Source organism: Salinarimonas soli (genome assembly GCF_008386575.1).
In the GTDB taxonomy this organism is placed as follows: domain Bacteria; phylum Pseudomonadota; class Alphaproteobacteria; order Rhizobiales; family Beijerinckiaceae; genus Salinarimonas_A; species Salinarimonas_A soli.
Map to the genome: position 1 here is coordinate 1 of NZ_VUOA01000024.1, position 21,139 is coordinate 21,139.

The 21,139-nt window shown below is 70.1% G+C and carries 21 protein-coding genes and 1 pseudogene; 5 read left to right on the plus strand and 17 right to left on the minus strand.

Annotation, left to right across the window (positions count from 1 at the left end; all coding sequences use genetic code 11):
* Positions 1-170 precede the first annotated feature (170 nt).
* On the minus strand, positions 171-1,166 hold the full coding sequence (locus F0L46_RS13505; protein WP_149818372.1) for a sialic acid TRAP transporter substrate-binding protein SiaP: 996 nt from the start codon (positions 1,164-1,166) through the stop codon (positions 171-173).
* Positions 1,167-1,381: 215 nt separating this feature from the next.
* Here F0L46_RS13505 and F0L46_RS13510 point away from each other — a divergent pair, with 215 nt between their 5' ends.
* Positions 1,382-3,166 carry an ABC transporter ATP-binding protein/permease gene (locus F0L46_RS13510; protein WP_149818374.1) on the plus strand — a complete coding sequence of 595 codons (1,785 nt, stop codon included), beginning with the start codon at positions 1,382-1,384 and terminating at the stop codon, positions 3,164-3,166.
* Between the two features lie 35 nt (positions 3,167-3,201).
* Positions 3,202-3,798: a hypothetical protein gene (locus tag F0L46_RS13515; protein WP_210247637.1), complete on the plus strand. Its 597-nt coding sequence runs from the start codon at positions 3,202-3,204 to the stop codon at positions 3,796-3,798.
* A 40-nt stretch (positions 3,799-3,838) separates the two neighbouring features.
* Here the strand turns inward: F0L46_RS13515 and glmM are convergent, their stop codons facing one another.
* The 10 genes from glmM to F0L46_RS13565 all read right to left on the minus strand — a co-directional run bounded on the left by glmM (position 3,839) and on the right by F0L46_RS13565 (position 14,580).
* Positions 3,839-5,179: a phosphoglucosamine mutase gene (gene glmM / locus F0L46_RS13520; protein ID WP_149818376.1), complete on the minus strand. Its 1,341-nt coding sequence runs from the start codon at positions 5,177-5,179 to the stop codon at positions 3,839-3,841.
* Positions 5,180-5,247: 68 nt separating this feature from the next.
* Complete coding sequence (locus tag F0L46_RS13525) at positions 5,248-6,267, minus strand: MaoC family dehydratase (RefSeq protein WP_149818378.1); 1,020 nt, start codon at positions 6,265-6,267, stop codon at positions 5,248-5,250.
* Positions 6,268-6,813, minus strand: coding sequence for an adenine phosphoribosyltransferase (locus F0L46_RS13530; protein WP_149818380.1), 546 nt, complete (start codon positions 6,811-6,813; stop codon positions 6,268-6,270).
* Positions 6,814-7,125: 312 nt separating this feature from the next.
* Positions 7,126-8,001: an S-methyl-5'-thioadenosine phosphorylase gene (locus tag F0L46_RS13535; RefSeq protein WP_149818382.1), complete on the minus strand. Its 876-nt coding sequence runs from the start codon at positions 7,999-8,001 to the stop codon at positions 7,126-7,128.
* A gap of 291 nt (positions 8,002-8,292) precedes the next feature.
* A complete protein-coding gene (locus F0L46_RS13540; RefSeq protein WP_149818384.1) occupies positions 8,293-9,177 on the minus strand; it encodes a cytochrome c1 in 885 nt (294 codons plus the stop codon).
* 28 nt (positions 9,178-9,205) lie between these two features.
* On the minus strand, positions 9,206-10,486 hold the full coding sequence (locus tag F0L46_RS13545) for a cytochrome b (RefSeq protein ID WP_149818386.1): 1,281 nt from the start codon (positions 10,484-10,486) through the stop codon (positions 9,206-9,208).
* 51 nt (positions 10,487-10,537) lie between these two features.
* Positions 10,538-11,077, minus strand: a complete 540-nt coding sequence (gene petA, locus F0L46_RS13550) for a ubiquinol-cytochrome c reductase iron-sulfur subunit (protein WP_149818388.1) — start codon at positions 11,075-11,077, stop codon at positions 10,538-10,540.
* Between the two features lie 240 nt (positions 11,078-11,317).
* Positions 11,318-12,301 (minus strand): Hsp33 family molecular chaperone, encoded by a 984-nt coding sequence (locus F0L46_RS13555; RefSeq protein WP_149818389.1) that lies wholly within the window; start codon positions 12,299-12,301, stop codon positions 11,318-11,320.
* 150 nt (positions 12,302-12,451) lie between these two features.
* On the minus strand, positions 12,452-13,375 hold the full coding sequence (argF, locus tag F0L46_RS13560) for an ornithine carbamoyltransferase (protein ID WP_149818391.1): 924 nt from the start codon (positions 13,373-13,375) through the stop codon (positions 12,452-12,454).
* A complete protein-coding gene (locus F0L46_RS13565; protein ID WP_149818393.1) occupies positions 13,372-14,580 on the minus strand; it encodes an aspartate aminotransferase family protein in 1,209 nt (402 codons plus the stop codon). The genes argF and F0L46_RS13565 overlap by 4 nt, the downstream gene beginning before the upstream one ends.
* A gap of 460 nt (positions 14,581-15,040) precedes the next feature.
* On the opposite strand from F0L46_RS13565, the gene F0L46_RS13570 reads away from it, so the two are divergent.
* A complete protein-coding gene (locus F0L46_RS13570; RefSeq protein WP_149818395.1) occupies positions 15,041-15,583 on the plus strand; it encodes a GcrA family cell cycle regulator in 543 nt (180 codons plus the stop codon).
* A 51-nt stretch (positions 15,584-15,634) separates the two neighbouring features.
* Here F0L46_RS13570 and F0L46_RS13575 read toward each other — a convergent pair whose 3' ends face one another.
* The 3 genes from F0L46_RS13575 to F0L46_RS13585 form a co-directional block, all read right to left on the minus strand.
* Positions 15,635-16,297, minus strand: coding sequence for a vitamin K epoxide reductase family protein (locus F0L46_RS13575; protein ID WP_149818397.1), 663 nt, complete (start codon positions 16,295-16,297; stop codon positions 15,635-15,637).
* Positions 16,298-16,562: 265 nt separating this feature from the next.
* Positions 16,563-16,931 (minus strand): PRC-barrel domain-containing protein, encoded by a 369-nt coding sequence (locus F0L46_RS13580; protein ID WP_149818399.1) that lies wholly within the window; start codon positions 16,929-16,931, stop codon positions 16,563-16,565.
* 13 nt (positions 16,932-16,944) lie between these two features.
* On the minus strand, positions 16,945-17,274 hold the full coding sequence (locus F0L46_RS13585) for a hypothetical protein (RefSeq protein WP_149818401.1): 330 nt from the start codon (positions 17,272-17,274) through the stop codon (positions 16,945-16,947).
* 167 nt (positions 17,275-17,441) lie between these two features.
* Here F0L46_RS13585 and F0L46_RS13590 point away from each other — a divergent pair, with 167 nt between their 5' ends.
* Positions 17,442-18,374 carry a dihydrodipicolinate synthase family protein gene (locus F0L46_RS13590; RefSeq protein WP_210247638.1) on the plus strand — a complete coding sequence of 311 codons (933 nt, stop codon included), beginning with the start codon at positions 17,442-17,444 and terminating at the stop codon, positions 18,372-18,374.
* Positions 18,375-18,541: 167 nt separating this feature from the next.
* Here F0L46_RS13590 and F0L46_RS26865 read toward each other — a convergent pair.
* Positions 18,542-18,853 (minus strand): annotated as a pseudogene (locus tag F0L46_RS26865) (hypothetical protein); the annotation flags it as partial.
* The gene (locus F0L46_RS13600; protein WP_149818405.1) at positions 18,850-19,929 is read right to left on the minus strand and encodes an apurinic/apyrimidinic endonuclease family protein; all 1,080 of its coding nucleotides are present in this window, start codon (positions 19,927-19,929) and stop codon (positions 18,850-18,852) included. The pseudogene F0L46_RS26865 and the gene F0L46_RS13600, both read right to left, overlap by 4 nt.
* Positions 19,930-20,205: 276 nt before the next feature.
* On the opposite strand from F0L46_RS13600, the gene F0L46_RS13605 reads away from it, so the two are divergent.
* Complete coding sequence (locus F0L46_RS13605) at positions 20,206-20,601, plus strand: hypothetical protein (protein WP_149818407.1); 396 nt, start codon at positions 20,206-20,208, stop codon at positions 20,599-20,601.
* Between the two features lie 60 nt (positions 20,602-20,661).
* Here the strand turns inward: F0L46_RS13605 and F0L46_RS13610 are convergent, their stop codons facing one another.
* Positions 20,662-20,997, minus strand: a complete 336-nt coding sequence (locus F0L46_RS13610; protein ID WP_188311962.1) for a response regulator — start codon at positions 20,995-20,997, stop codon at positions 20,662-20,664.
* Positions 20,998-21,139 lie beyond the last annotated feature (142 nt).

Below are 21,139 nucleotides of genomic sequence, written 5' to 3' on the forward strand. Positions count from 1 at the left end.
CCCCTTCACCGGGGGCTGAGGCAAGGGCGGCAGCCCGAGGGTGAGGGGGCGTCTCAGGCAGAGCCTCGTCCGGCTGAGCCCCCTCACCCCCGCTCACTTCCTTCGCTTGCTCCGGCTGCCGATCCGCAGCCGGAGCCCTCTCCCCGCTCGCGGGGAGAGGAGAGATTGCCTCAATTCGTCGCCGAGGTGAGCGCCTGGAGGCGGTCGTAGGTCTTCTGGTCCCAGGTGGCGTCCTTGCCCATGTGGAGCTTCACGGTCGCCTCGCGGAACGGCTTGCGGTCGATGGCGACCACGTTCTTGCCCTGGGCCTTGAACCAGTCGACGAGCTCCTTCTCCGACTTGACGATCTCGTCGGTGGCCTTGTCGGCGGCGGCCTTCAGGACCTCGGCGAGGGTCTTCTGCTCGTCCGCCGACATGCGCTTCAAGGTGCCGCCGGAGACGATGGTGAGAAGCGCGTCCGTGATGTGCCCGGTGAGCACGATGTTCTTCTGGACCTCGTGGAACTTCTTGGCCTGAATGGTCGGCAGCGGGTTCTCCTGCGCGTCGGCCACGCCCTGGCTCAGCGCCAGATAGACCTCGGCGAAGGCGATGGGGGTCGGGTTCGCGCCGACCGCCCGGGGGAACATGGTGTAGAGCGGCGCATCGGGCACGCGGATCTTCAGGCCCTTCATGTCCTCGGGCTTGGCGATGTCGCGGTTCGAGGTCACGTGACGCTCGCCGTAATAGGTGAGCGCGGCCACCTTGTGGCCCGTGCGCTTCTCGTAGCCCTCGCCGAGCTCCTTGAAGAGGTCCGAGTTGCGGAAGGCCTGCCAATGGCCGAAGTCGCGGAACATGTAGGGCGACCCGCCGATGGACAGGGGGCCGTAGGAGCGGCCGGCGAAGAGCTGGCCCGTATAGATGATGTCCACCGTGCCGAGCGACAGGCCCTCGTTGATGTCGGTCTCCTTGCCGAGCGACGACGCGGCGAAAACCTCGATCTCGTACTTGCCGTTGGTGCGCTTCTTGAACTCGTCGGCGGCCCACACGGCCCATTTGTGATAGGGCTCCGACGTCTCGTAGACGTGGCCCCATTTCAGCTTCGTCTGGGCGGCGGCGGGCAGCGCGGTGAGCGTCACCGCGGCGGCGGCGATGAGGGCTGCGACCCCCCGGCGGGTGATGGCGGACATGGCTTCCTCCTGTTGCGTTCCTCGATGCGCGGGCGGGATCCGCTCGCGCAATGCCGCTGTCCGGCCTCTTCGGGCCTGTTCCAGGGCGTGGACGATAGGCTAACCGGCCTGGGGCTCGGCACAAGAGGAGAAATCGGGCAGTCCCGCCCGCTCGCGTTTAGCTCGTGTTCAGATTGCCGTACGCATGGTTCACGTCCCCGCGCGAGACCGCCCCGATGGCCGCCTCCCCCTCCCCCGGCGAACCGGCCGTCGCGTATGAACGCGCGCTGGTGGGCCTGTTCTGGAGGACGGTGCGGGGCTGGTGGAGCGGGGCCACCGCGCGCCAGGCCTGGGGCCTGACCGCCGCTCTTGCGGCGCTCGTCATCCTCAACATCGGCGCGAACCTCGCCCTCAACACCTGGAACCGCTTCTTCTTCGACGCCCTGGAGCGGCGCGACGGTGGCACGATCCTCACCGCGGTCGCGATCTTCGCGGGCCTCGTCGTCATGGTGGCGGGGGTGGGCGTCCTCATCGTGATGACCCGCGAGACCCTCCAGGTGCGCTGGCGCGAATGGCTCGTCGCCCGGCTCACGGGGCTTTGGCTTGGTGGGCAGCGCTATTACCGGCTCGGCCTGTCGGGCCTTGAGCCCTCCAACCCGGAGCACCGCATCGCGGAGGAGAGCCGGCTCTCCACGGAGCCCGTGGCGGATTTCGCCATTGGGCTCCTCAACGCCTTCCTCACCGTCGCGGCCTTCGTCGGCATCCTGTGGACGGTGGGCGGGTCGCTCGCCGTCGGCTCGGTCACGGTGCCGGCCTACATGATGCTCGCCGCCATGGCCTACGGGCTCCTGCTGTCTGGCCTCACGATGCGGGTCGGGCGCCCGCTCGTCACGGCGGTGGCGGCCAAGAACGAGGCCGAGGCGCGCTTTCGCTACGAGCTGACCCGGCTGCGCGAGAACGCGGAGAGCGTGGCGCTCGTGCGCGGCGAGCGCGACGAGGGCCGGGTGCTCGACGCCTCCTACGCCGATCTCGTGCGCCGCTGGCTGCGGGTCGTGGGCCTGCATGGCCGCCTCACCTGGCTCACCAACGGCTCGGGCGCCCTCGTTCCCGTGGTGCCCGTCCTCCTCGCCGCGCCGAAGTACCTGTCGGGCGAGCTGTCGCTTGGGGCCGTGACCCAGCTCGCGGCGGCCTTCGTCCAGGTCCAGGTCGCCTTCGCCTGGCTCGTCGACAACTACAAGGCCGTCGCCCAGTGGTACGCCTCGGCGCGCCGCCTCACCGCCCTCGTGGCCGCCGCCGACGAGCTCGACGAGGGCGTGTCGCCGGCCGGCATCGAGGGTGGCATCCAGGTGCTGCGCGTGGCCGATCCCCGCGTGGCGCTGCATGGCCTCGTCATCCGCGACCGTGCGGGCCGGCCCCTCATCGGACGGACGGATCTTGCGATCGCGCCCGGCGAGAAGGTGCTGATCACGGGCGAGTCCGGCATCGGCAAGAGCACGCTGGTGCGCGCGGTCGCAGGATTGTGGCCCTGGGGCGAGGGGCGAATCCTGCTGCCCGAGCATACCGCCGTAGCCTTCATGCCGCAGCGCGCCTACCTGCCCTTAGGCTCCCTGCGCCTCAGCCTGCTCTACCCTGCCCTCGACCTCCCCGTGGACGACGCCGAGATCGTGGAGACGCTGGTGGCCTGCGGGCTGAGCCATCTCGCGCCCCGCCTCGACGCCGTGGAGCGCTGGGACGCCATCCTGTCGAGCGGCGAGCGCCAGCGCCTCGCCTTCGCCCGCCTCTTCCTCCAGCGCCCGGGCCTCGTCGTCATGGACGAGGCTACCTCGGCCCTCGACGAGGCCTTCCAGGCCCGCCTGATGCTGCTGGTGCGCGAGCGGTTGACCGAATCCACCCTGATCTCCATCGGCCACCGGCCGGGCCTCGAGGCCTTCCACGACCGCCGCCTCGCCCTGGTGGCGGGGGAGGACGGCGCGAGGCTCGTCGAGGATCACACGCCCCGCGGCTTGCGGGCCGTGCGCTGACGGGCCACCATCCCCACCCCGACGAGAGAGGCACCATGACCGACGCCGCCGCGAAGACCCTGCATTTCTGGGACGCCTATTGGGGACTTCGCGAGAAGGAATGCCCCTGCGACGTGCATTTCGTCGAATGGCTCGACGAGACCGGCATCGTCGATAGCACGATCTACCATTTCGGCACCGGCGGGCATCACCATGTGGGCATCGAGTGCGCGTCGCCCAAGCGCCGCAACGCGGTGCTCGGCATCACGGCCGCGCCGCAGGAATATGACGACTTCGTCAAGCTCGCGATCGCCCACCCGGAGGTGCTGCGCCACTACAATTGCGTGTTCGGCGACATCTACCTCATCAACGACCGGCTCCTGCCGGCCTTCGACGTGGTGACCCTGTTCCACCTGTGCGAGTTCCGCGGCGAGAAGAACGACGCCTACGACGCGCTCACGGATCTCGAGGTCACGCAGCTCCTCACCGACCACACCCGCCCCGGCGGCCACATCCTGTTCTTCCCCGGCTCCTACGCCTGGGACCGCGCCGATCACAGCGCGAAGGACGTGGTGGCGGAGTGGGAGGCGACCCGGGACGTGGAGCGGGTCGGGATGTTCAAGTCGGTGCTGGTGTACCGCAAGCGGGGGTGAGCTCTTGTCCCCCCTCCCCCTTGCGGGGAGGGGGATCGGCTCAGGCCGCCGCCTTGGTCAGCGCCTCGACCACGTCGTTCACCACCTCCGTGACGAGGTCGCGGTCGTCGCCCTCGGCCATGACGCGGATCACGGGCTCGGTGCCCGAGGGGCGGATGACGAGGCGGCCGGCGTTGCCGAGGCGCTCGCGGGCGGCCTCGATCACCGTGACGACACCCTCGTTCTGAAGCGGCTGGCCGGAGCGGTAGCGCACGTTCTTGAGGATCTGCGGCAGGGGCTCGAAGCAGTGGCAGACCTCGGAGACGGGCTTGCCCGACTGCTTGACCACCGCGAGGAGCTGGAGCGCCGCGAGCAGGCCGTCGCCCGTGGTGGTGTAGTCCGACAGGATGATGTGGCCCGACTGCTCGCCGCCGAGATTGAAGCCGTGCTCGCGCATGTGCTCCAGGACGTAGCGGTCGCCCACCGCCGTGCGCACGAGATCAAGCCCGAGCCCGCCGAGATAGCGCTCCAGGCCGAGATTGGACATGATGGTGGCCACCACGCCCGGCTGCGACAGGCGGCCGGCGTCGCGCCAGCTCTTGGCCACCACCGCCATGAGCTGGTCCCCGTCGACGGGCGTGCCCTTCTCGTCGACGATGAGCACCCGGTCCGCGTCGCCGTCGAGCGCGATGCCGACATCGGCGCGCAGCTCGCGCACCTTGCGCACCAGGGCGTCGGGGGACGTCGAGCCCACGTCGCGGTTGATGTTGAAGCCGTCCGGCTCGACGCCGATCGCCACCACCTCGGCGCCGAGCTCCCACAGGGTCTCGGGCGCGACCTTGTAGGCCGCCCCGTTGGCGCAATCGACGACGACGCGCATGCCCTCGAGGTCGATGCGGCGCGGCAGGGTGCGCTTGGCGAACTCGATATAGCGGGCGTGCACGCTCTCGATGCGCTTGGCGCGCCCGAGGTCCTTCGATCCCGCGAGGCGGCGGGCGAGGTCGGAATCGAGGAGCTCCTCGATGGAGCGCTCCACGTCGTCGGAGAGCTTGAAGCCGTCGGGCCCGAAGATCTTGATCCCGTTGTCCTCGTAGGCGTTGTGCGAGGCCGAGATCATCACCCCCATGTCGGCGCGCATGGAGCGGGTCAGCATGGCGACCGCGGGCGTCGGCATGGGGCCGAGGAGCAGCACGTCCATGCCAACCGACGTGAAGCCCGCCACCATGGCGGTCTCGATCATGTAGCCCGACAGGCGGGTGTCCTTGCCGATCACCACCCGGTTGCGGTGGTGGCCGCGGCGGAACAGGAGGCCCGCCGCCTGGCCCACCTTGAGGGCGAGCTCGGGCGTGATGACGCCGTTGGCGCGTCCGCGGATGCCGTCGGTCCCGAAATATTTGCGCACGCCTGATCTCCGCTAGGCCTGAAGCGATCCGAATTGAATCCGTGAGAAAGCAACCTTGAGGCGCCGGGTCAAGAGCGCGGCTCGCGCTCCCAGAAGACGCAGCCCTGGAAGGCGAAGACGAGTTCCCCGTGCTGGTTGTGGCCCGTGTTCTCGTTGAACACGAGGCCCCAGTCCGGCCGCGAGGCCGAGGCGCGCTTGTCCGTGACGGTCGAGCGGTAGGTGATCACGTCGTCGACATAGACGGGCTTGAGCCATTTGAGATCGCGAAAGCCGGGCGAGGGTCCGAGCGAGGCGGGCTGGAGGCCCCGCGCCCGCGCCGCCTCGGCGGCGGCCCTCCGGTGCTCCACCATGTGCCGCATCCACAAGGCTCCCGTGTGCCAGCCCGAGGCGCACAGGGCCCCGAACAGGCTGCCGCGCGCGGCCTCGGCATCGACATGGAAGCGCTGGGGATCGAAGGCGCGGGCGAAGCGCACGATCTCGTCGGCGCCGAAGCGGTGGCTCCCCAGCTCGTTCACGGTGCCGACGGCCACGCTCTCGAAGAACGGGAAGGGATGCTCTGGCGGATCCCCCGCCGGCGCGGCCGGCTCCGCGCCCTCCCCCGTCGCGGGGGTTCGGGCGAGGGGGGCCGCGGGCACGCCGTCCATCCCGCGCCGCCCGATCATGATCCAGTTCGTCTGGGTGGCGAGCGGCTCGCCGGCGGCGTTGACGATCTCGAAGCGGAAGCGCACGAGGCCGAGATCGGGGCGGCTCTTCGAGGCGCGCGCCTCCAGCACCGTATGGCGGGCCGAGACCCGGTCGCCCGGGCGCAAGGGGCGCATCCACTTCACCTCCTCGATGCCCGGCGCCCCCTGCGAGGCGCTGTCGAGGATGAAGCCGTCGGCGATCATGCGCATGAGCAGGGCGCAGGTGTGCCACCCCGAGCCGATGAGCTCGCCCGCGAAGGTCTCCCGCGCCGCCGCTGCGTCGAGATGGAAGACCTGCGGATCGAAATCGCGGGCGAAGGCCACGATATCGTCCGCCGTCACCTCCACCGCGCCATAGGCCATGGTGGAGCCCGGCTCGAAATCCTCGAAGTGGTAGCGGGGCATCTAGTGGCCCTCGAAGGCGATGAGGCTTCGCACGTCCACGCCCATGGCGCGCAGGCGCTCGGCACCGCCGAGATCGGGCAGGTCGATAATGAAGCAGGCCGCCGCGACCTCGGCCCCGATGCCGCGCAGGAGCTTGACCGCAGCGGTCGCCGTGCCGCCCGTCGCGATGAGGTCGTCCACCAGCACCACCCGCTCGCCCTGGACGAGGGCGTCGGCATGCATCTCGATCTCGTCGGAGCCGTATTCGAGGGCGTAGGCCACGCTCACCGTGCGGTGGGGCAGCTTGCCCCGCTTCCGGATCGGCACGAAGCCCGCCGAGAGCTGGTGCGCCACCGCGCCCCCCAGGATGAAGCCCCGCGCCTCGATGCCCGCGACCTTGTCGATCTTGGCGCCCGCATAGGGGTGCACCAGCTCGTCCACCGCGCGGCGGAACGCTCGGGCGTCGCCGAGCAGGGTGGTGATGTCCCGGAACATGATGCCGGGCTTCGGGTAATCGGGGATGGTGCGGATCGCGCTGCGCAGGTCGGAGGCGAGGCGGTCGTCCATGGGGCGGCTCTCCCGGATTGGCGCGGCACCTTAGCCGATCGGCGGCGGCTGACCAGGGGGCAGGTTCGGGCCCTGGGCGGAGGTGGGGATACGCGCTCTGCCACAGCCGATCTCACGTTGCACCTCGTCCTGAGGTGCGAGCGGAGCGAGCCTCGAAGGGCGTGCCAGGGCTCTCCGGACGGCTGTGGCAGGCGTGCTGCGTGCTTCGAGGCTCGCCGCCGGCTCACGCCTCAGCATGCGGGGGGTGGGAAATCACTGGTTCGAGGTGGTACCCCCTCACCCCCGGCCCCTCTCCCCCTGGGAGAGGGAAGGCTAGCGCCCCAGCACCCGGCCCGCCACGGCGTCGAGCTTCTGCACCAGCTCCAGGTCCCGGAACTCCGGCGGGGTCATGATCGCGGTGTCGAGGGCCCGGTCCGATTTCGCGGGGCAGGGCTCGTGCTCGGCGGGGAAGTCGCGGGCGAGGCGGCTCACGAGGCGGGCCGCCTTGTCGGCGTTGGCGCGCACCACCTTGATCACGTCCGCCACCTCGACGGCCTCGTGGTCGGGGTGCCAGCAGTCGAAATCGGTCACCATGGCGACCGTGGCGTAGGTGATCTCGGCTTCCCGGGCGAGCTTCGCCTCGGGCATGTTGGTCATGCCGATCACGGTGTAGCCGAGGCCCTTGTAGGTGAGGGACTCGGCGAGCGACGAGAATTGCGGCCCCTCCATGCAGACATAGGTGCCCCCGCGCGAGACCGCGATCCCCTCGGCGGCGGCGGCCTGGGCGAGGCGCTCCTGGAGGCGGGGGCCGATGGGGTGGGCCATGGAGACATGGGCCACGCAGCCTCGCCCGAAGAACGAGCTCTCGCGCCGGTGCGTCCGGTCGACGAACTGGTCGACGAGCACGAAGGTGCCGGGCGGGCACTCCTCCTTGAAGGAGCCGCAGGCCGAGAGCGACACGAGGTCCGTGACGCCGGCCCGCTTCATGACGTCGATATTGGCGCGGTAGTTGATGTCGGAGGGCGAGACCCGGTGGCCGCGCCCGTGGCGGGGCATGAAGGCGACCGTGGTCGGCCCGATGCGGCCGATGCGCAGCGCGTCCGAGGGCTCGCCCCAGGGCGAGGCGATCCTCTCCTCGCGCACGTCCTCCATCCCCGGCAGGTCGTAGACCCCCGACCCGCCCATGACGCCCAGGATCGCTGCCGGCATGCCGTCCCCTCGCTCGCTCCGGCCGACAGGGTGGGCGAACCCGCGCCCTGCGGCAAGGGCCCTCGACGCCTCAGATCCTGACCCGACAGGGTTCGCTCCTGTCCCCCTCATGCCGAGGTGCCTGCCGAAGGCGGGCCTCGAAGCACGCACCACCTCTGTCACGGCTCTCCGGAGATCCCTGGACCGCCCTTCGAGGCCGGGCTCCGCAGGGCGCCTCAGGACGAGGGTAGTGGGTGGGCCGTGCTTACGGGGGCCAGCCTCTCAAGAAAAAGGGCCCCGAAGGGCCCCTGATCAGTGCGACTGGTGCGGATGGTGCATGGCGACCGGATCGCCACCCACCCGTGCCCAGATTTTCTTCTTCGTGAAGTAGAGCAGGCCGCCGAACACCGCGAGGAAGACCATCACGGCAAAGCCCATGCGCTTGCGCTGCTCGAGATGCGGCTCGGCGGTCCACATCAGGAACGCGGTCACGTCCCTGGCGTATTGCTCCGCCGTCTCGGGCACCTGCGGGCGGCCGTCCGGGGTCTTGGGATACTCGATCTGGCCGTCGCTGATCGGCTTGGGCATCGCGATCACGTGGCCCGGATAGTACTTGTTGTAGTTGCCGCCGTCCGGGACGGTGAAGCCCGCCGGCGGGTCCTCGTAGCCCGTGATGACCGCGCGGACATAATCCGGGCCGTTCTCCGTGTACTGCGTGAACACGTCGGTGATGAACCAGGGGAAGCCGCGGGTGAAGGTCCGCGCCTTGGCCATGATCGACAGATCCGGCGGCGCCTTGCCGCCGTTGGCGGCGGCCGCCGCCTGCTCGTTGGGGAAGGGCGAGGGCAGGCGGTCGGACGGGCGACCGCTGCGCTCGAACATCTCGCCCGACTCGTTCGGGCCGTCCTTGATCTTGTACTCGGCGGCCAGGGCCTGGACCTGGCCGGGGGAGAATTCCGGCCCGCCGGGCTGCGACAGGTTGCGGAAATAGACCTTGTTCAGGCTGTGGCAGGAGGAGCAGGACTCCCGGTAGATCTTGAAGCCGCGCTGCAGCTGGGCGCGGTCGAACGAGCCGAACGGCCCCGCGAAGCTCCAGTTCTGACGCGGCGGGTTCACGCCCTCGCCGGCGGCGTGAGCCGTCCCGGCGAACGCGAGAGCCAGGCCGAGAGCGCCGGCGATGAGGTTGATCTTGTTCATGGTCTGACCTGGTCCTCTGGCGCTTCGATCAACCCTTGGTCTGCGGCTCGGCGGCGGCGCCGGTCGGCAGGCCGGACCCGGAGCCGGCCTTGCCGAGCACGGACTCCACGATGGAGTTCGGCAGCGGCTTCGGCGTCTCGAAGAGGCCCAGGAGCGGGATGATGATCAGGAAGTGGGCGAAGTAGTAGGCGGTGAGCAGGCGCGAGGCGATCACGTAGCCGCCCTCCGCCGGCATGGCGCCGAGATAGCCCAGGCCGATGGCGCAGAGCACGAACACCCAGGAGAAGATCCGGTAGAGCGGCCGGTAGGCGGCCGAGCGGACCTTCGAGGTGTCGAGCCAGGGCAGGAAGGCCAGGATCGCGATCGAGGCGAACATGGCGATGACGCCGCCGAGCTTGTCGGGGATCGCGCGCAGGATCGCGTAGAAGGGCAGGAAGTACCATTCCGGCACGATGTGGGCGGGCGTGACCGACGGGTTCGCCGGGATGTAGTTGTCCGCGTGCCCGAGATAGTTGGGCATGTAGAACACGAACCAGGAGAACAGGATCAGGAACAGGACGAGGGAGAACGCGTCCTTGACGGTCATGTAGGGGTGGAACGGCACCGCGTCCTTGCCCGACTTGATCGGCACGCCGGTCGGGTTGTTGTTGCCCGGCACGTGCAGGGCCCACACGTGCAGCATCGCCACGCCCAGGATCATGAAGGGCAGGAGATAGTGCAGCGAGAAGAAGCGGTTGAGCGTCGGGTTGCCGACCGAGAAGCCGCCCCAGAGGAAGTGGACGATGCCCTCGCCGACCACGGGGATGGCCGAGAACAGGTTGGTGATCACGGTGGCGCCCCAGAAGCTCATCTGGCCCCAGGGAAGCACGTAGCCCATGAAGGCGGTGGCCATCATGAGGAGCAGGATGATCACGCCGAGGATCCACAAGACCTCGCGCGGCGCCTTGTAGGAGCCGTAATAGAGGCCGCGGAAGATGTGGATGTAGACCGCGACGAAGAACATCGAGGCGCCGTTGGCGTGCAGGTACCGCAGCAGCCAGCCGTAGTTCACGTCGCGCATGATGTGCTCGACGGACTGGAAGGCGTAGTCGGCATGCGGCGTGTAGTGCATGGCCAGCACGATGCCGGTCACGATCTGCGAGATGAGCATGAAGAACAGGACCGCGCCGAAGGTCCAGAAATAGTTCAGGTTGCGCGGCACGGGGAACGCCACGAAGGACGAGTGCAGCAGCCCCATGACGGGGAGCCGGCTCTCGAACCACTTCGCCAGCGCGCTCTGCGGAACGTAGGTAGTGGGATGATCGCTCATGGATATCGCCTGATGTCACAGCGTCCCGGCGAGCCGGGCAAGACCTGGTGATTACGCCTCGGCGCCGATACGGATCGCGGTGTCGGACGTGAAGGTATAGGGCGGGACCGGGAGGTTGATGGGGGCCGGGCCCCCGCGGACGCGCCCCGACGTGTCGAAGATCGAGCCGTGGCAGGGGCAGAACCAGCCCTTGTACTCGCCCTGCTGGCCGAGCGGCACGCAGCCCAGATGGGTGCAGTTGCCGTAGACCACGAGCCACTGGGCCTTGCCCTCCTTGGTCCGGGCCTCGTCGGGCTGCGGGTCGCGAAGGGCGGTGAGCGGCGCCGAGCGAGCGGCCTGGATCTCCTCCGCCGTCCGGTGGCGGACGAAGATGAGGTTGCCGCGCCAGAACAGCTTCACGATCTGCCCTTCGGCGATCGGCGTCAGGTCGAGCTCGACCGGCGCGCCCGCCGCCACGGTCTGGGCGTCGGGGGCGAGGGAGGAGATGAAGGGCCACGCGACGCCGGCCACGCCGACGGCGCCGACCGCGCCCGTGGCGATGTAGAGGAAGTCGCGCCGCGTCGGCTCGGCTGCGCTGGTGGTCTGGGCCACGTCAAACTCTCCCACGTAGCAATCATAAGGGCTTGCACGCCGCGCGGCCGCTGTCGGCCGGAACGCCAAGACGTCGTCTGTCGATGCACGAACGCCCGCGCGCACGCAATGCGACCGGGGGTCGCCGCGCGGGCGGTCTTTGGCATGCGCCTACGCGGTTGTCCATAGCCAGGAAGGCTTAAGGAAATCCCGCCTCGGACGAAGCGCCGCAGCCCCGGCGGCGCCTGGCGGGCGGAGGGGTCAGACCCGGCCGCCCGCCACCTCGGCCTCGACCTCGGCCGGGTCGAAGTCGTAGCTGCGCGAGCAGAACTCGCACGTGACGCCGATGCGGCCGTCGTCGCCCACCATGTCGCGCCGGTCCTCGGGCGAGAAGCGGGCCATCACGGTCATGACGCGCTCGCGCGAGCAGCGGCAGGCCTCGCGCAGGCCCTGCGCCTCGAAGACCCGCACCCCGCGCTCGTGGAAGAGCCGGTAGAGCAGGCGCTCGCTGCCGACGCTCGGATCGATGAGCTCGTGATCCTCGACCGTGTCCACGAGGGTGCGGGCCTCGACCCAGGCATCGTCCTCGTCGACCTCGCCCACGCTGTGCCCCGCGGGCGCGTCGCCCGGGTCGAGATCGCCCTGGCGCAGGCGCTCGGGCGAGGTCGGCAGGAACTGGATCATCAGCCCGCCCGCCCGATAGCCGTGGCCGCCGGCCCCGAACTGCTCGGCCACCGCGAGGCGCACGCGGGTCGGGATCTGCTCCGACTGGCGGAAATATTGGTGCGCCACGTCCTCCAGGCCCTGGCCCTCGAGCGCCACCACGCCCTGGTAGCGGCTCATCTCGGGGCCCTGGTCGATGGTCAGCGCCAGGTGGCCGTGGCCGAGGAGCTCGCCGCTGCGCGCCCGCCCCCCGTCCGCCGCCGCGGCGACGCGCTCGGGGTCGAAGCGCGCATAGGCGCGCAGCCGGTCGGGGGCGTCGTAGTCGACGACGAGGAGCTCGATCGGCCCGTCGCTCTTCGTCTGGAGCTGGAAGCGGCCGTCGAACTTCAGCGAGGAGCCGAGCAGCGCGGTGAGCGCCGCCGCCTCGCCGATCACGCGGGCGACCGCGTCGGGATAGCCGTGGCGGGAGACGAGAACGTCGAGGGCGTCGCCGAGGCGGACCACGCGGCCGCGCACGTCCAGGGCTTCGACGGCGAAGGGCAGGACCGCGTCGTCCCGCCCCTCCAATCCGGGGGACTGCATGATCTGTGGGCTCCAGGGCACCGGGCGGGCCGGTCGGCGTCCGCGGGGTGGCGTCGATGGCAACAAGGGAGCCGCCCTCACGCGGGTGAGGTCAGCTCCCGGTCGGTTGGGCGTCGCGCGCGAGCCGGAGCCGTCCTGCCGATCGGTGCTCTAGCCGATGGCTCCGAGGCACCATGCCAGGATGCCCTTTTGCGCATGCAGACGGTTCTCGGCCTCGTCGAAGACGACCGATTGCGGTCCGTCCATCACCTCGTCGGTGACCTCCTCGCCGCGGTGGGCCGGGAGGCAATGCATGAAGATCGCGCCGGGATTCGCCGCTTCCATCAAGGTGGTGTTCACCTGGTACGGCTTCAAGAGATTATGGCGCCGCCCCTCGTCCTCGTCGCCCATGGAGACCCAGCAATCGGTCACCACCGCGTCGGCGCCGCGCACCGCCTCGCGGGGATCGTTGGTGAGCGCGATGCGGGCGCCCTCGCGGCGCGCCCAGTCGAGCACGTCGCGGCGGGGGGAGAGCTCGGGCGGGTTGGCGATGTTGAGCTGGAACTCGAAGCGCTGGGCCGCCTGGATCCAGGAGGCGAGCACGTTGTTGGCGTCCCCCGTCCAGGCCACGGTCCGGCCCTTGATGGCGCCGCGGTGCTCCTCGAAGGTGAGCACGTCCGCCATGATCTGGCAGGGATGGGTGAGCTTCGTGAGGCCGTTGATCACGGGCACGGTGGCGTGCTCGGCGAGCTCCGTCATCATGTCATGGTCGAGGATGCGGATCATGATCGCGTCGACGTAGCGCGACAGCACCCGGGCCGTGTCGGCGATGGTCTCGCCGCGGCCGAGCTGCATCTCGGCGCCCGTGAGCATGATGGTCTCGCCGCCCAGCTCCCGCATGGCCACGTCGAACGAGACGCGGGTGCGGGTGGAGGGCTTGTCGAACACCATGGCGAGCATCTTGCCCGCGAGCGGCCGCTCCTGGGGCGGCTCGCCCTTGCGCCTGCGCGCCTTCATGGCGGCGCTGGCGTCGAGGAGCATGCGAAGCTCGGCCGTCGTGAAATCCGTGAGGTCGAGGAAGTGGCGGGTGCTCATTCGGCGGCTCCGCGCTGGGCGATCGCCTTGAGCTCGCCCTCGATCGCGGCGCAGGCGGCGTCGAGCCGCTGCATCGCCTCGCCCACGTCCGCCTGCGTCACGATCAGCGGCGGCAGCAGGCGCACCACGTTGTCGCCGGCCGGGATGACGAGCATCCGGGCGTCCCGCACCGCGGCCGCGAAGGCCGTGTTGGGCACGTGGGTCTTGATGCCGAGCATCAGCCCCGAGCCGCGGATCTCGGCCACCACCGCCGGATGGCGGTCTTTCAGCTCGGCGAGGCGCTGCCGGAAGAGGAGCCCCATCTGGCTCACGTGGTCGAGGAAGCCCGGCGCCAGCACCACGTCGAGCACGGCGTTGCCCACCGCCATGGCGAGCGGGTTGCCGCCGAAGGTCGTGCCGTGGGAGCCCGGCGTCATGCCGCTCGCCGCCCGCTCGGTGGCAAGGCACGCCCCCATGGGGAAGCCGCCGCCGATGCCCTTGGCCACCGACATGATGTCGGGGGCGATCCCGCTCCACTCATAGGCGAAGAGCTTGCCCGTGCGGCCCACGCCCGTCTGCACCTCGTCGAAGATGAGGAGCATGCCGGTCTCGTCGCACAGGTCGCGCAGGCCTCGCAGGCACTGATTGGGCACCGGCCGGATGCCGCCCTCGCCTTGGATCGGCTCGATCAGGATCGCGGCCGTCTCCGGGGTGATGGCGGCCCGCATGGCCTCGTGGTCGCCGAAGGGCACCTGGTCGAAGCCCTCGACCTTCGGCCCGAAGCCCTCGAGATATTTCTTCTGCCCGCCCGCCGCGATGGTGGCGAGGGTGCGGCCGTGGAAGGCGCCCTCGAAGGTGAGAATGCGGAAGCGCTCGGGCTGGCCTTGAGCCGCATGGTAGCGCCGCGCCATCTTGATCGCCGCCTCGTTCGCCTCCGCGCCCGAGTTCGAGAAGAAGACCAGATCCGCGAAGGTGCTCTCCACGAGGCGGCGCGCCAGGCGCTCGCCCTCCGGAATCTGGTAGAGGTTGGAGACATGCCAGACCTTCTTGGCCTGCTCGGTCAGGGCCTCCACGAGATGCGGATGGGCGTGGCCCAGGGCGTTCACCGCGATGCCGCCGCCGAAATCGAGATATCGCTGCCCGTCTTGCGCGACGAGCCAGGCGCCCTCCCCCCGCTCGAAGGCCACGTCGGCGCGCGCATAGGTTCCAAGCAGCGGCGAGGTCACGGCTGATCTCCGCACTTTAGACGCGAGTGCGTCCGGAAAACGAAAGCGCCGCCCGAAAGGGGCGGCACGGGGGCGAATAGTATGGCCTTGGAACTTTGTGTCAATTGAAAGCTCACGAAACCGAAAAAGTGCCGCGCGGCGGCGTTTTTTTCCTGGGATCCTTGGACGCGCGCGCCCTTACCCGTGCGGCAGGCCTTGATTCATAAGGCTTTTCGCGAATTAACCCTGTTGCCGAAAAGTCGCTTGACGCAGATTGCCTGGGGAAAACGGAGAGCCGATTCCGGGGACTCTTGCCCCCGAGTCAGCCGATCCTGTAGGGTCGCCCCATCGATCAGACGGCGCTGTCGAAGCGCGATCCACATCCCAAGAGGCTGGGCCAGGGCACGCGGCCGGACACACGCCGTCCGCGAACCCTGAGGGATTCGAACTTCGACGCGCCGGCCTAAGGCGGAGACGGCGAATGACGGATGCAAGCGTGGGCTGGACGGACGAGCGCGTCGAGGTGCTCAAGAAGCTCTGGAGCGACGGTCTGAGCGCCAGCCAGATCGCGGCCGAGATCGGCGGCGTGACCCGCAACGCGGTGATCGGCAAGGTTCACCGCCTCGGCCTGTCCGGGCGCAGCAAGTCGGCGCCCGTGGCGGCCGCGGCGCCCCGTCCCCGCAAGCCCTCCGCGCCCCGTCCCGCCGGCCCCGTGGCCGAGGAGGACGAGGACGAGATCATCCTGCGCCCCGAGCCGATCGCGCCCGCCGTCGAGGCCGCCGCGGCGCCGGTCTACATGGACAACCGCGTGGTCGAGATCGCCCTGCCCCTGTCGCAGCGCGTCACGATCATGGACCTGCGCGAGTCCATGTGCCGCTGGCCCATCGGCGACCCGACGAACCCCGAGTTCCGCTTCTGCGGCGGCCGGTCCATCACGGGCCTGCCCTATTGCCCGGAGCACGCCCAGGTGGCCTACCAACCGGCGGCCGACCGCCGCCGCGACCGCAAGCTGATGCGCGCCTGAGCGGTCCGGCCTGACGCCTTCATGAGGGCCGTCGTTCGCGACGGCCCTTTTTCATGCCGGCCGGCCGCCCGGCTGCGCCTGGTGCGGGCGGCTGCGCGGCGCGATGGGCTGGTGCGAGCCGTCCTCGTCGATCATCCGCTCGGGGGCGAAGCGCCGGCCGGGATCACGCTCCAGGGTGTGGTCGACGGAGGCGAGCTCACCGTCGCGCGAGCGCTCCAGCAGGTGGTCGACGGCCTTCACGGCTTCGGGCAGGGCGAGCGCCACGGAGGCGAGCGAGGCGAGCGTCGCGGCCTGGCAATAACCGCACAGGGCGCCGTTCTCGTCCCATTCCTCCTTGCCGAGCTTGAGCGCGACGCCGGCGTCGTAGACGGTCTTGGCCGCGAGCGCGATCGGCAGCGCCGGGTTCTCGCGGGCCCGGTCGCGCCCGCCCGCGCCGGCGAGGATCGCCGTCACGGCATAGCTCGCCACCATGAGGAGCCCGTCGGGGGTCTGCATCCGCTTGTAGGCGTAGGTCGAGGCGTCCACCCGGGTGGCGTCGAAATATTTGGAGGGCAGGTCGGGCAGGCGGCGCAGGATGCCGGTCTGGTAGAGGCCGACGATCATGCCGGCGCCGACGCCGACGAAGGACAGGCCGAGGGTCCAGCGGCGGCGCGCCAGATCCTCGGAGGTCTCCTCGCGCAATTGACGGCTGAGTTCACGGGGCGACGGGGCCATCGGGCTCTCCTCATGTGGACCATGAGGGCTCAACGACAGCCGCCGCGATCCGATCCCGCCCGCGACAATCGCGGCCCCGGGCGAAGGCTAATCCACGCCCTCCTGCTGAGGAGCCTGCGTCAGCAGCCGTCTCGGAGCACGCACGACGCTTCCATAGCCGTCCCGTGATCCCTGGAGCGCCCTTCAAGGTCCCGCGCTGCAGGGCGCCTCAGAGCCCGCCCCCGCTCAGGCGGGGGACGAGGTGGAGGAGGGGAGAAGCGGCCCCTCAGAAATAGTAGGGGATGCCGTAATAACCGTAGACGTTGCGGCCATATTGCGGATCGGCGAGGGGATCCTCGTCGTGGCCGTAATGGGGGGCGCCCGCGAGACGGTCCCCGTCGAGATCGACCCGGAAGCCGCCGAGCCCCGTGTCGTAGTCGAGCGCCTTCCAGGGGAGCGGGTGATAGCGCCCGCCCCGCCCGGCGAGCGAGAGAACCGCGTAGGCGACCTGGCCCGAGCGCTTGTCCACCATGAAGGTGTAGACCTCGCCGAGCCGCTCGCCGGAGCGGCCGAACACGGCCGTGCCCTCCACCTTGTTGGCGGCGATCAGGCGGTCCGTCTCGTCGACGGCCAGGGGCTCGCGGCTTTCCGCCATGGGGTGGTCTCGCTTATTTCGGGTTGACGGGGGAGTCGTTGGTCATGCCGGGCGGGCGGATCACCGGGGTCGTGCCCGTATCGGGCGGACGCGAGACGATCTCGTTGTCGCCGGTGGGGCCGGGCGTGAGCACGCCCTCGTTGCGCTTCAGCCGCTCGGTAAGGTTCTCGCCGGTCGTGGACCCCGTGGTGCCGGGCTCGGAGCCCTCGGGCCGCACCTTCTCGGCCGGCACGGTCTGGGGACTGGGCATGTTGGGATCGCGCGGGGCCGTGGCGGTCTGCGCCAGCGCGGGACCGGCGAGCACGAGCGCGAGCGCCGCGGCGCTCCATTTCGAGATGGGCATGGTCGCCTCCTGTTCGAGGGGAGAACCGGCGTGGGGGGTGCGCGGTTCCGGTCGCGCTTGGGGCCCTCGGGGAGACGCGCCAGGCGGCCTGCGAGAATGCGCGGCTTGCCGAAGGCCCCGGCCGGGGCCTAGGCTCCGGCGCCCTTGAGCTCATGCCCGGAACCCCCATGCTCGATGCTTCCGCCGCCGGCGTCTACGTGATCGCGCCCACCCCCTTCCACGACGACGGCCGCGTCGACGAGGCCTCCACGGACCGGATGACCGACTTCTTCATGGAGGCGGGCTGCACCGGCATCACGGCGCTCGGCATGATGGGCGAGGCGCCTAAGCTCGAGCACGCGGAGGCGCTCGCCATCGCGACCCGGATCATCCGGCGCGCCAGCATCCCCGTGGTGGTGGGCGTCTCGGCCCCGGGCTTCGCGGCCATGCGGGCCCTGGCCCGCCCCGCGATGGACGCGGGCGCGGCGGGGGTGATGATCGCCCCGCCCTCGTCGCTTCGCACCGACGACCAGATCGTGGGCTATTACGCCGGGGCCATCGAGGCGATCGGCGCCGACATCCCCGTGGTGATCCAGGATTATCCCCTCGCGATCGGCGTCGTCATGACGCCAGGCGTCATCCGCCGCATCGTCCAGGCCAACCCGTCCTGCGTCATGCTCAAGCACGAGGACTGGCCGGGGCTGGAGAAGATCTCGCAGCTCCGCGGCTTCCAGGCCGACGGCTCCATGCGGCCGATCTCGATTCTGTGCGGCAATGGCGGGCTCTTCCTCGACTTCGAGATGGAGCGCGGCGCCGACGGCGCCATGACGGGCTACGCCTTCCCCGACATGCTCGCCGACGTGGTGCGCCTGTCGCGGGAGGGCCGGCGCGACGCCGCCCACGATCTCTTCGACGCCCATCTTCCCCTAATCCGCTACGAGCAGCAGCCCAACATCGGCCTTGCGGTGCGCAAATACGTGCTCAAGCGGCGCGGCATCCTCGCGAGCGACGCGCAACGCAAGCCCGGCGGCTCCCTCAGCGCCGCCGCGCGGGCCGAGGTGGACTACCTCCTCACCCGGGTCGCCCGCGGCGACGCCCGCGCGGGCAAGCTCGCGGCGTGACGTGCCTTTTCCCCTCCCCCTTGCGGGGAGGGGTTAGGGGTGGGGGTCGAGACGCTATCCGCCGTCGGTCCAGAAGAGGGCTGTATAGGCGTGCGTGCTCCCTGCCTCCCCGCCAGCTCCGACTTTCCGACCCCCACCCCCAACCCCTCCCCGCAAGGGGGAGGGGAGATGGCGGCCCACCAGCCGGCATAGACCGTGTTGCGCGCCATCCGGCGGTTGAGGTCCGGCGCCCCGTCGTCCCACCAGACCGGCCCGCGCTCGCCCAAGGCCCGCTTGGCCGCATCGACCCGCGCCCGCGCCGCCTTGAGCACCTCCGCATTCCCGGCCCGCAATGCCGCGCCGACGGCACGTCGCGCGTCCATCAATTTGGCGACGAGAGCCGCGCGCTCGGGCTCGGGAAGGAACGGGTTCGCCCGGCGCCAGAGGCGGCCGCGCACCACGAGGTAGCGTCCGTCGGGCGTGACGGGCGGCCCGCTCATTCGGCTGCGTCGCGAAGGTCCGGCGGCAGGATGAGCCCCGCCCGCGCCGGCACGGCCTGCCCCGCCACGTGGGCCGCGATGCCCTCGGAGGCGAGGTTCTTGAACTTCGCCTCGATCTCGAAATCCGACCAGGCGAGATGCCGGCCGACGAGATCGTTCACGGGCCCGTTCCACATCATGTCCGAATGGGCCCGCAGATCCTTCGCCGTGATGCCGGCCCCCATGAGGGTCGCGAAGTCGGGACGGACGTCCGGGTCGTGGTCGACGAGGAGATCCTCCCGCGACACGCTGATGTGGCTCAGGGGCCGCACCTCGCGCCAGGACTCGACGATGCGCGCGATGCGGGGATCGTCGGGCTCGATGTACTCGCCCCGGCTCGCGATCCAGTGATGGTGGAGATCGAGGACGATGGGCAGGGTGTCGGTCAGGGGCAGGAGGTCGTCGAGGCCGTAGGAGGTCTCGTCGTTCTCGACCGTGAGCAGGTCGCGCGCGGCCGCCGACACCTTGGACAACCCCACCCGGAAGCCCTTGACGCCCGGCGCCCGCGCCCCGCCATGGATGTTGATGTGGGCGCCGTGCGGATGCCAGCCGCCGGCATAGCCGAGCATCGCCATGATCTCGGTGTGGTACTCGACCTCCTCGATCGCGTTCTTGAGCGCGCTCTCGCTCAACGTGGAGAGGACGCAGAACTGGCCCGGATGCATGGAGAGGCGGATCTCCGCCTCGCGCGCCCGTTGGCCCGCCTCCGCGAGGCTCGTCTCGATGAGCGAGCGCAGGTCGCCGTCGCGGTAGAAGTCGCGCGCTACCGGGTGGGTGTAGCCGGGAAGGATCTGGCTTGCCAGACGCAGGAGGCGTTCCGGCCGCGGTCGTCCCGCCACCCACTCGATCTGCCGGCGCACGGCCTCGAGATTATGGGCCACCACGGCGGCGACCTTGTCGTAGGCGGCCCCCGGCCCGAGCCGCCCCAGATAGGCCATGGTGACCATGGTGATGTTCATCCGCTTCGCCTCGGCGGCGTCGCCGTCCGCGGGGATGAACTTGCAGCAGAAGCCGAGCCTGGAATCTTCGTGGGTCATGGACCTTAAACGCGTCACGATCGCCCCGGGATCACCCGCCGACACGATTTGACGCGCTGGCTCGCCCCCGGTCGTCCGGCCCAAGCATCACGACGCGAGGGTGCGGGTCTTTACCTCGCGGGGTCAGGATCGGGCGATCGCGAGCGACATCGAAACCTTGCGGAACCTAGGCCGCTTCGGCTCGTTGATCCCGGCAGAGCGTCGATCGTGGGGGCCGTTCATCGTTCCCCGCCCGTCGGAGCGCTTGATCGTTCCTCGATGAAGGAGACTGACCCCATGAAGAAGCTCATGATCGCGGCCGCCGCGGCTGCCCTCCTGGCCGGCCCGGCCCTCGCCCAGACCACCACCGCCCCCGCCTCGAACCCCAACACCCAGACCCAGGGCAACAACCCGCATCTGGGCGGCGACAACCAGGACGCCGGCGGCCCGGCCGGCCGCGCCAGCGGCACCCGCGCCCCGATGTCGAGCGGCACGATGGTGGCCCCGTCCACCACGGGCACGGTTCGCTCCGCCGATCCGGCCGCGACGGCCGACCCGCTGACCCGCACCCAGGGCAACCCGGATTCGCGCGGCGGCCCGCTGACCCCGTCCTTCCAGCAGGGCGACAACCAGCAGGCCGGCGGCCCGGCCAACGAGCTCAACACGCAGACCGGCGGCGCTCCCCGCCGCTAAGGCCGATCTCTGACGCGAGGGGCGCGCCCGGTCTCGGGCGCGCCTTCTCATGTTCCGCGTTCAGGCCGGCAGGGCCCGCACGATGGCGGCCTCGGCATAAGGCTTGGCGATGAAGGGCACGGCGCCCAGCTCCGCCGGCAGCTCGCTGCGGAGCGAGCCCGAGACGAAGACGAACGGGATGCATTGGGCGCGCAGCGCCTGCGCGACGGGAAAGCTCTTGCCATCGGTGAGATCGACGTCGAGAAGGGCGAAATCGATCCCGCGGCCGAGCTCGGCGAGCCCGTCACGACGCGAGGCGCAGACCGACACGACCTCGTGCCCGGCATCCTCCACGATCGCCTGGAGGTCGAAGGCGATGAGAGGGTCGTCCTCGACGATCAGCACCCGCTTTGCCATTCCGGCTCTCCCCCTGACGCAACCGTCCCGCACCATCGGCCGGGCTGCCGGATCAACCCCGAGAACCGCGGCGCCGTTGCTCGCGAGAGGGGCGATCACTCAAATTGTCGGCATTCATGGTTGAGGGATGGTTAATGCCGCG

Excerpts from the sequence above, each read along its gene's own strand:
- F0L46_RS13545 (WP_149818386.1), bottom strand. The coding sequence starts at position 10,486 with ATGAGCGATCATCCCACTACCTACGTTCCGCAGAGCGCGCTGGCGAAG.
- F0L46_RS13610 (WP_188311962.1), bottom strand. The coding sequence starts at position 20,997 with ATGGCAAAGCGGGTGCTGATCGTCGAGGACGACCCTCTCATCGCCTTC.
- F0L46_RS13600 (WP_149818405.1), bottom strand. The coding sequence starts at position 19,929 with ATGACCCACGAAGATTCCAGGCTCGGCTTCTGCTGCAAGTTCATCCCC.
- F0L46_RS13590 (WP_210247638.1), top strand. The coding sequence starts at position 17,442 with ATGCTCGATGCTTCCGCCGCCGGCGTCTACGTGATCGCGCCCACCCCC.
- F0L46_RS13510 (WP_149818374.1), top strand. The coding sequence starts at position 1,382 with ATGGCCGCCTCCCCCTCCCCCGGCGAACCGGCCGTCGCGTATGAACGC.
- F0L46_RS13515 (WP_210247637.1), top strand. The coding sequence starts at position 3,202 with ATGACCGACGCCGCCGCGAAGACCCTGCATTTCTGGGACGCCTATTGG.
- F0L46_RS13525 (WP_149818378.1), bottom strand. The coding sequence starts at position 6,267 with ATGCCCCGCTACCACTTCGAGGATTTCGAGCCGGGCTCCACCATGGCC.
- F0L46_RS13580 (WP_149818399.1), bottom strand. The coding sequence starts at position 16,931 with ATGGCGGAAAGCCGCGAGCCCCTGGCCGTCGACGAGACGGACCGCCTG.
- F0L46_RS13530 (WP_149818380.1), bottom strand. The coding sequence starts at position 6,813 with ATGGACGACCGCCTCGCCTCCGACCTGCGCAGCGCGATCCGCACCATC.
- F0L46_RS13540 (WP_149818384.1), bottom strand. The coding sequence starts at position 9,177 with ATGAACAAGATCAACCTCATCGCCGGCGCTCTCGGCCTGGCTCTCGCG.
- F0L46_RS13505 (WP_149818372.1), bottom strand. The coding sequence starts at position 1,166 with ATGTCCGCCATCACCCGCCGGGGGGTCGCAGCCCTCATCGCCGCCGCC.
- F0L46_RS13605 (WP_149818407.1), top strand. The coding sequence starts at position 20,206 with ATGAAGAAGCTCATGATCGCGGCCGCCGCGGCTGCCCTCCTGGCCGGC.
- F0L46_RS13570 (WP_149818395.1), top strand. The coding sequence starts at position 15,041 with ATGACGGATGCAAGCGTGGGCTGGACGGACGAGCGCGTCGAGGTGCTC.
- F0L46_RS13535 (WP_149818382.1), bottom strand. The coding sequence starts at position 8,001 with ATGCCGGCAGCGATCCTGGGCGTCATGGGCGGGTCGGGGGTCTACGAC.
- F0L46_RS13575 (WP_149818397.1), bottom strand. The coding sequence starts at position 16,297 with ATGGCCCCGTCGCCCCGTGAACTCAGCCGTCAATTGCGCGAGGAGACC.
- F0L46_RS13555 (WP_149818389.1), bottom strand. The coding sequence starts at position 12,301 with ATGCAGTCCCCCGGATTGGAGGGGCGGGACGACGCGGTCCTGCCCTTC.
- argF (WP_149818391.1), bottom strand. The coding sequence starts at position 13,375 with ATGAGCACCCGCCACTTCCTCGACCTCACGGATTTCACGACGGCCGAG.
- F0L46_RS13585 (WP_149818401.1), bottom strand. The coding sequence starts at position 17,274 with ATGCCCATCTCGAAATGGAGCGCCGCGGCGCTCGCGCTCGTGCTCGCC.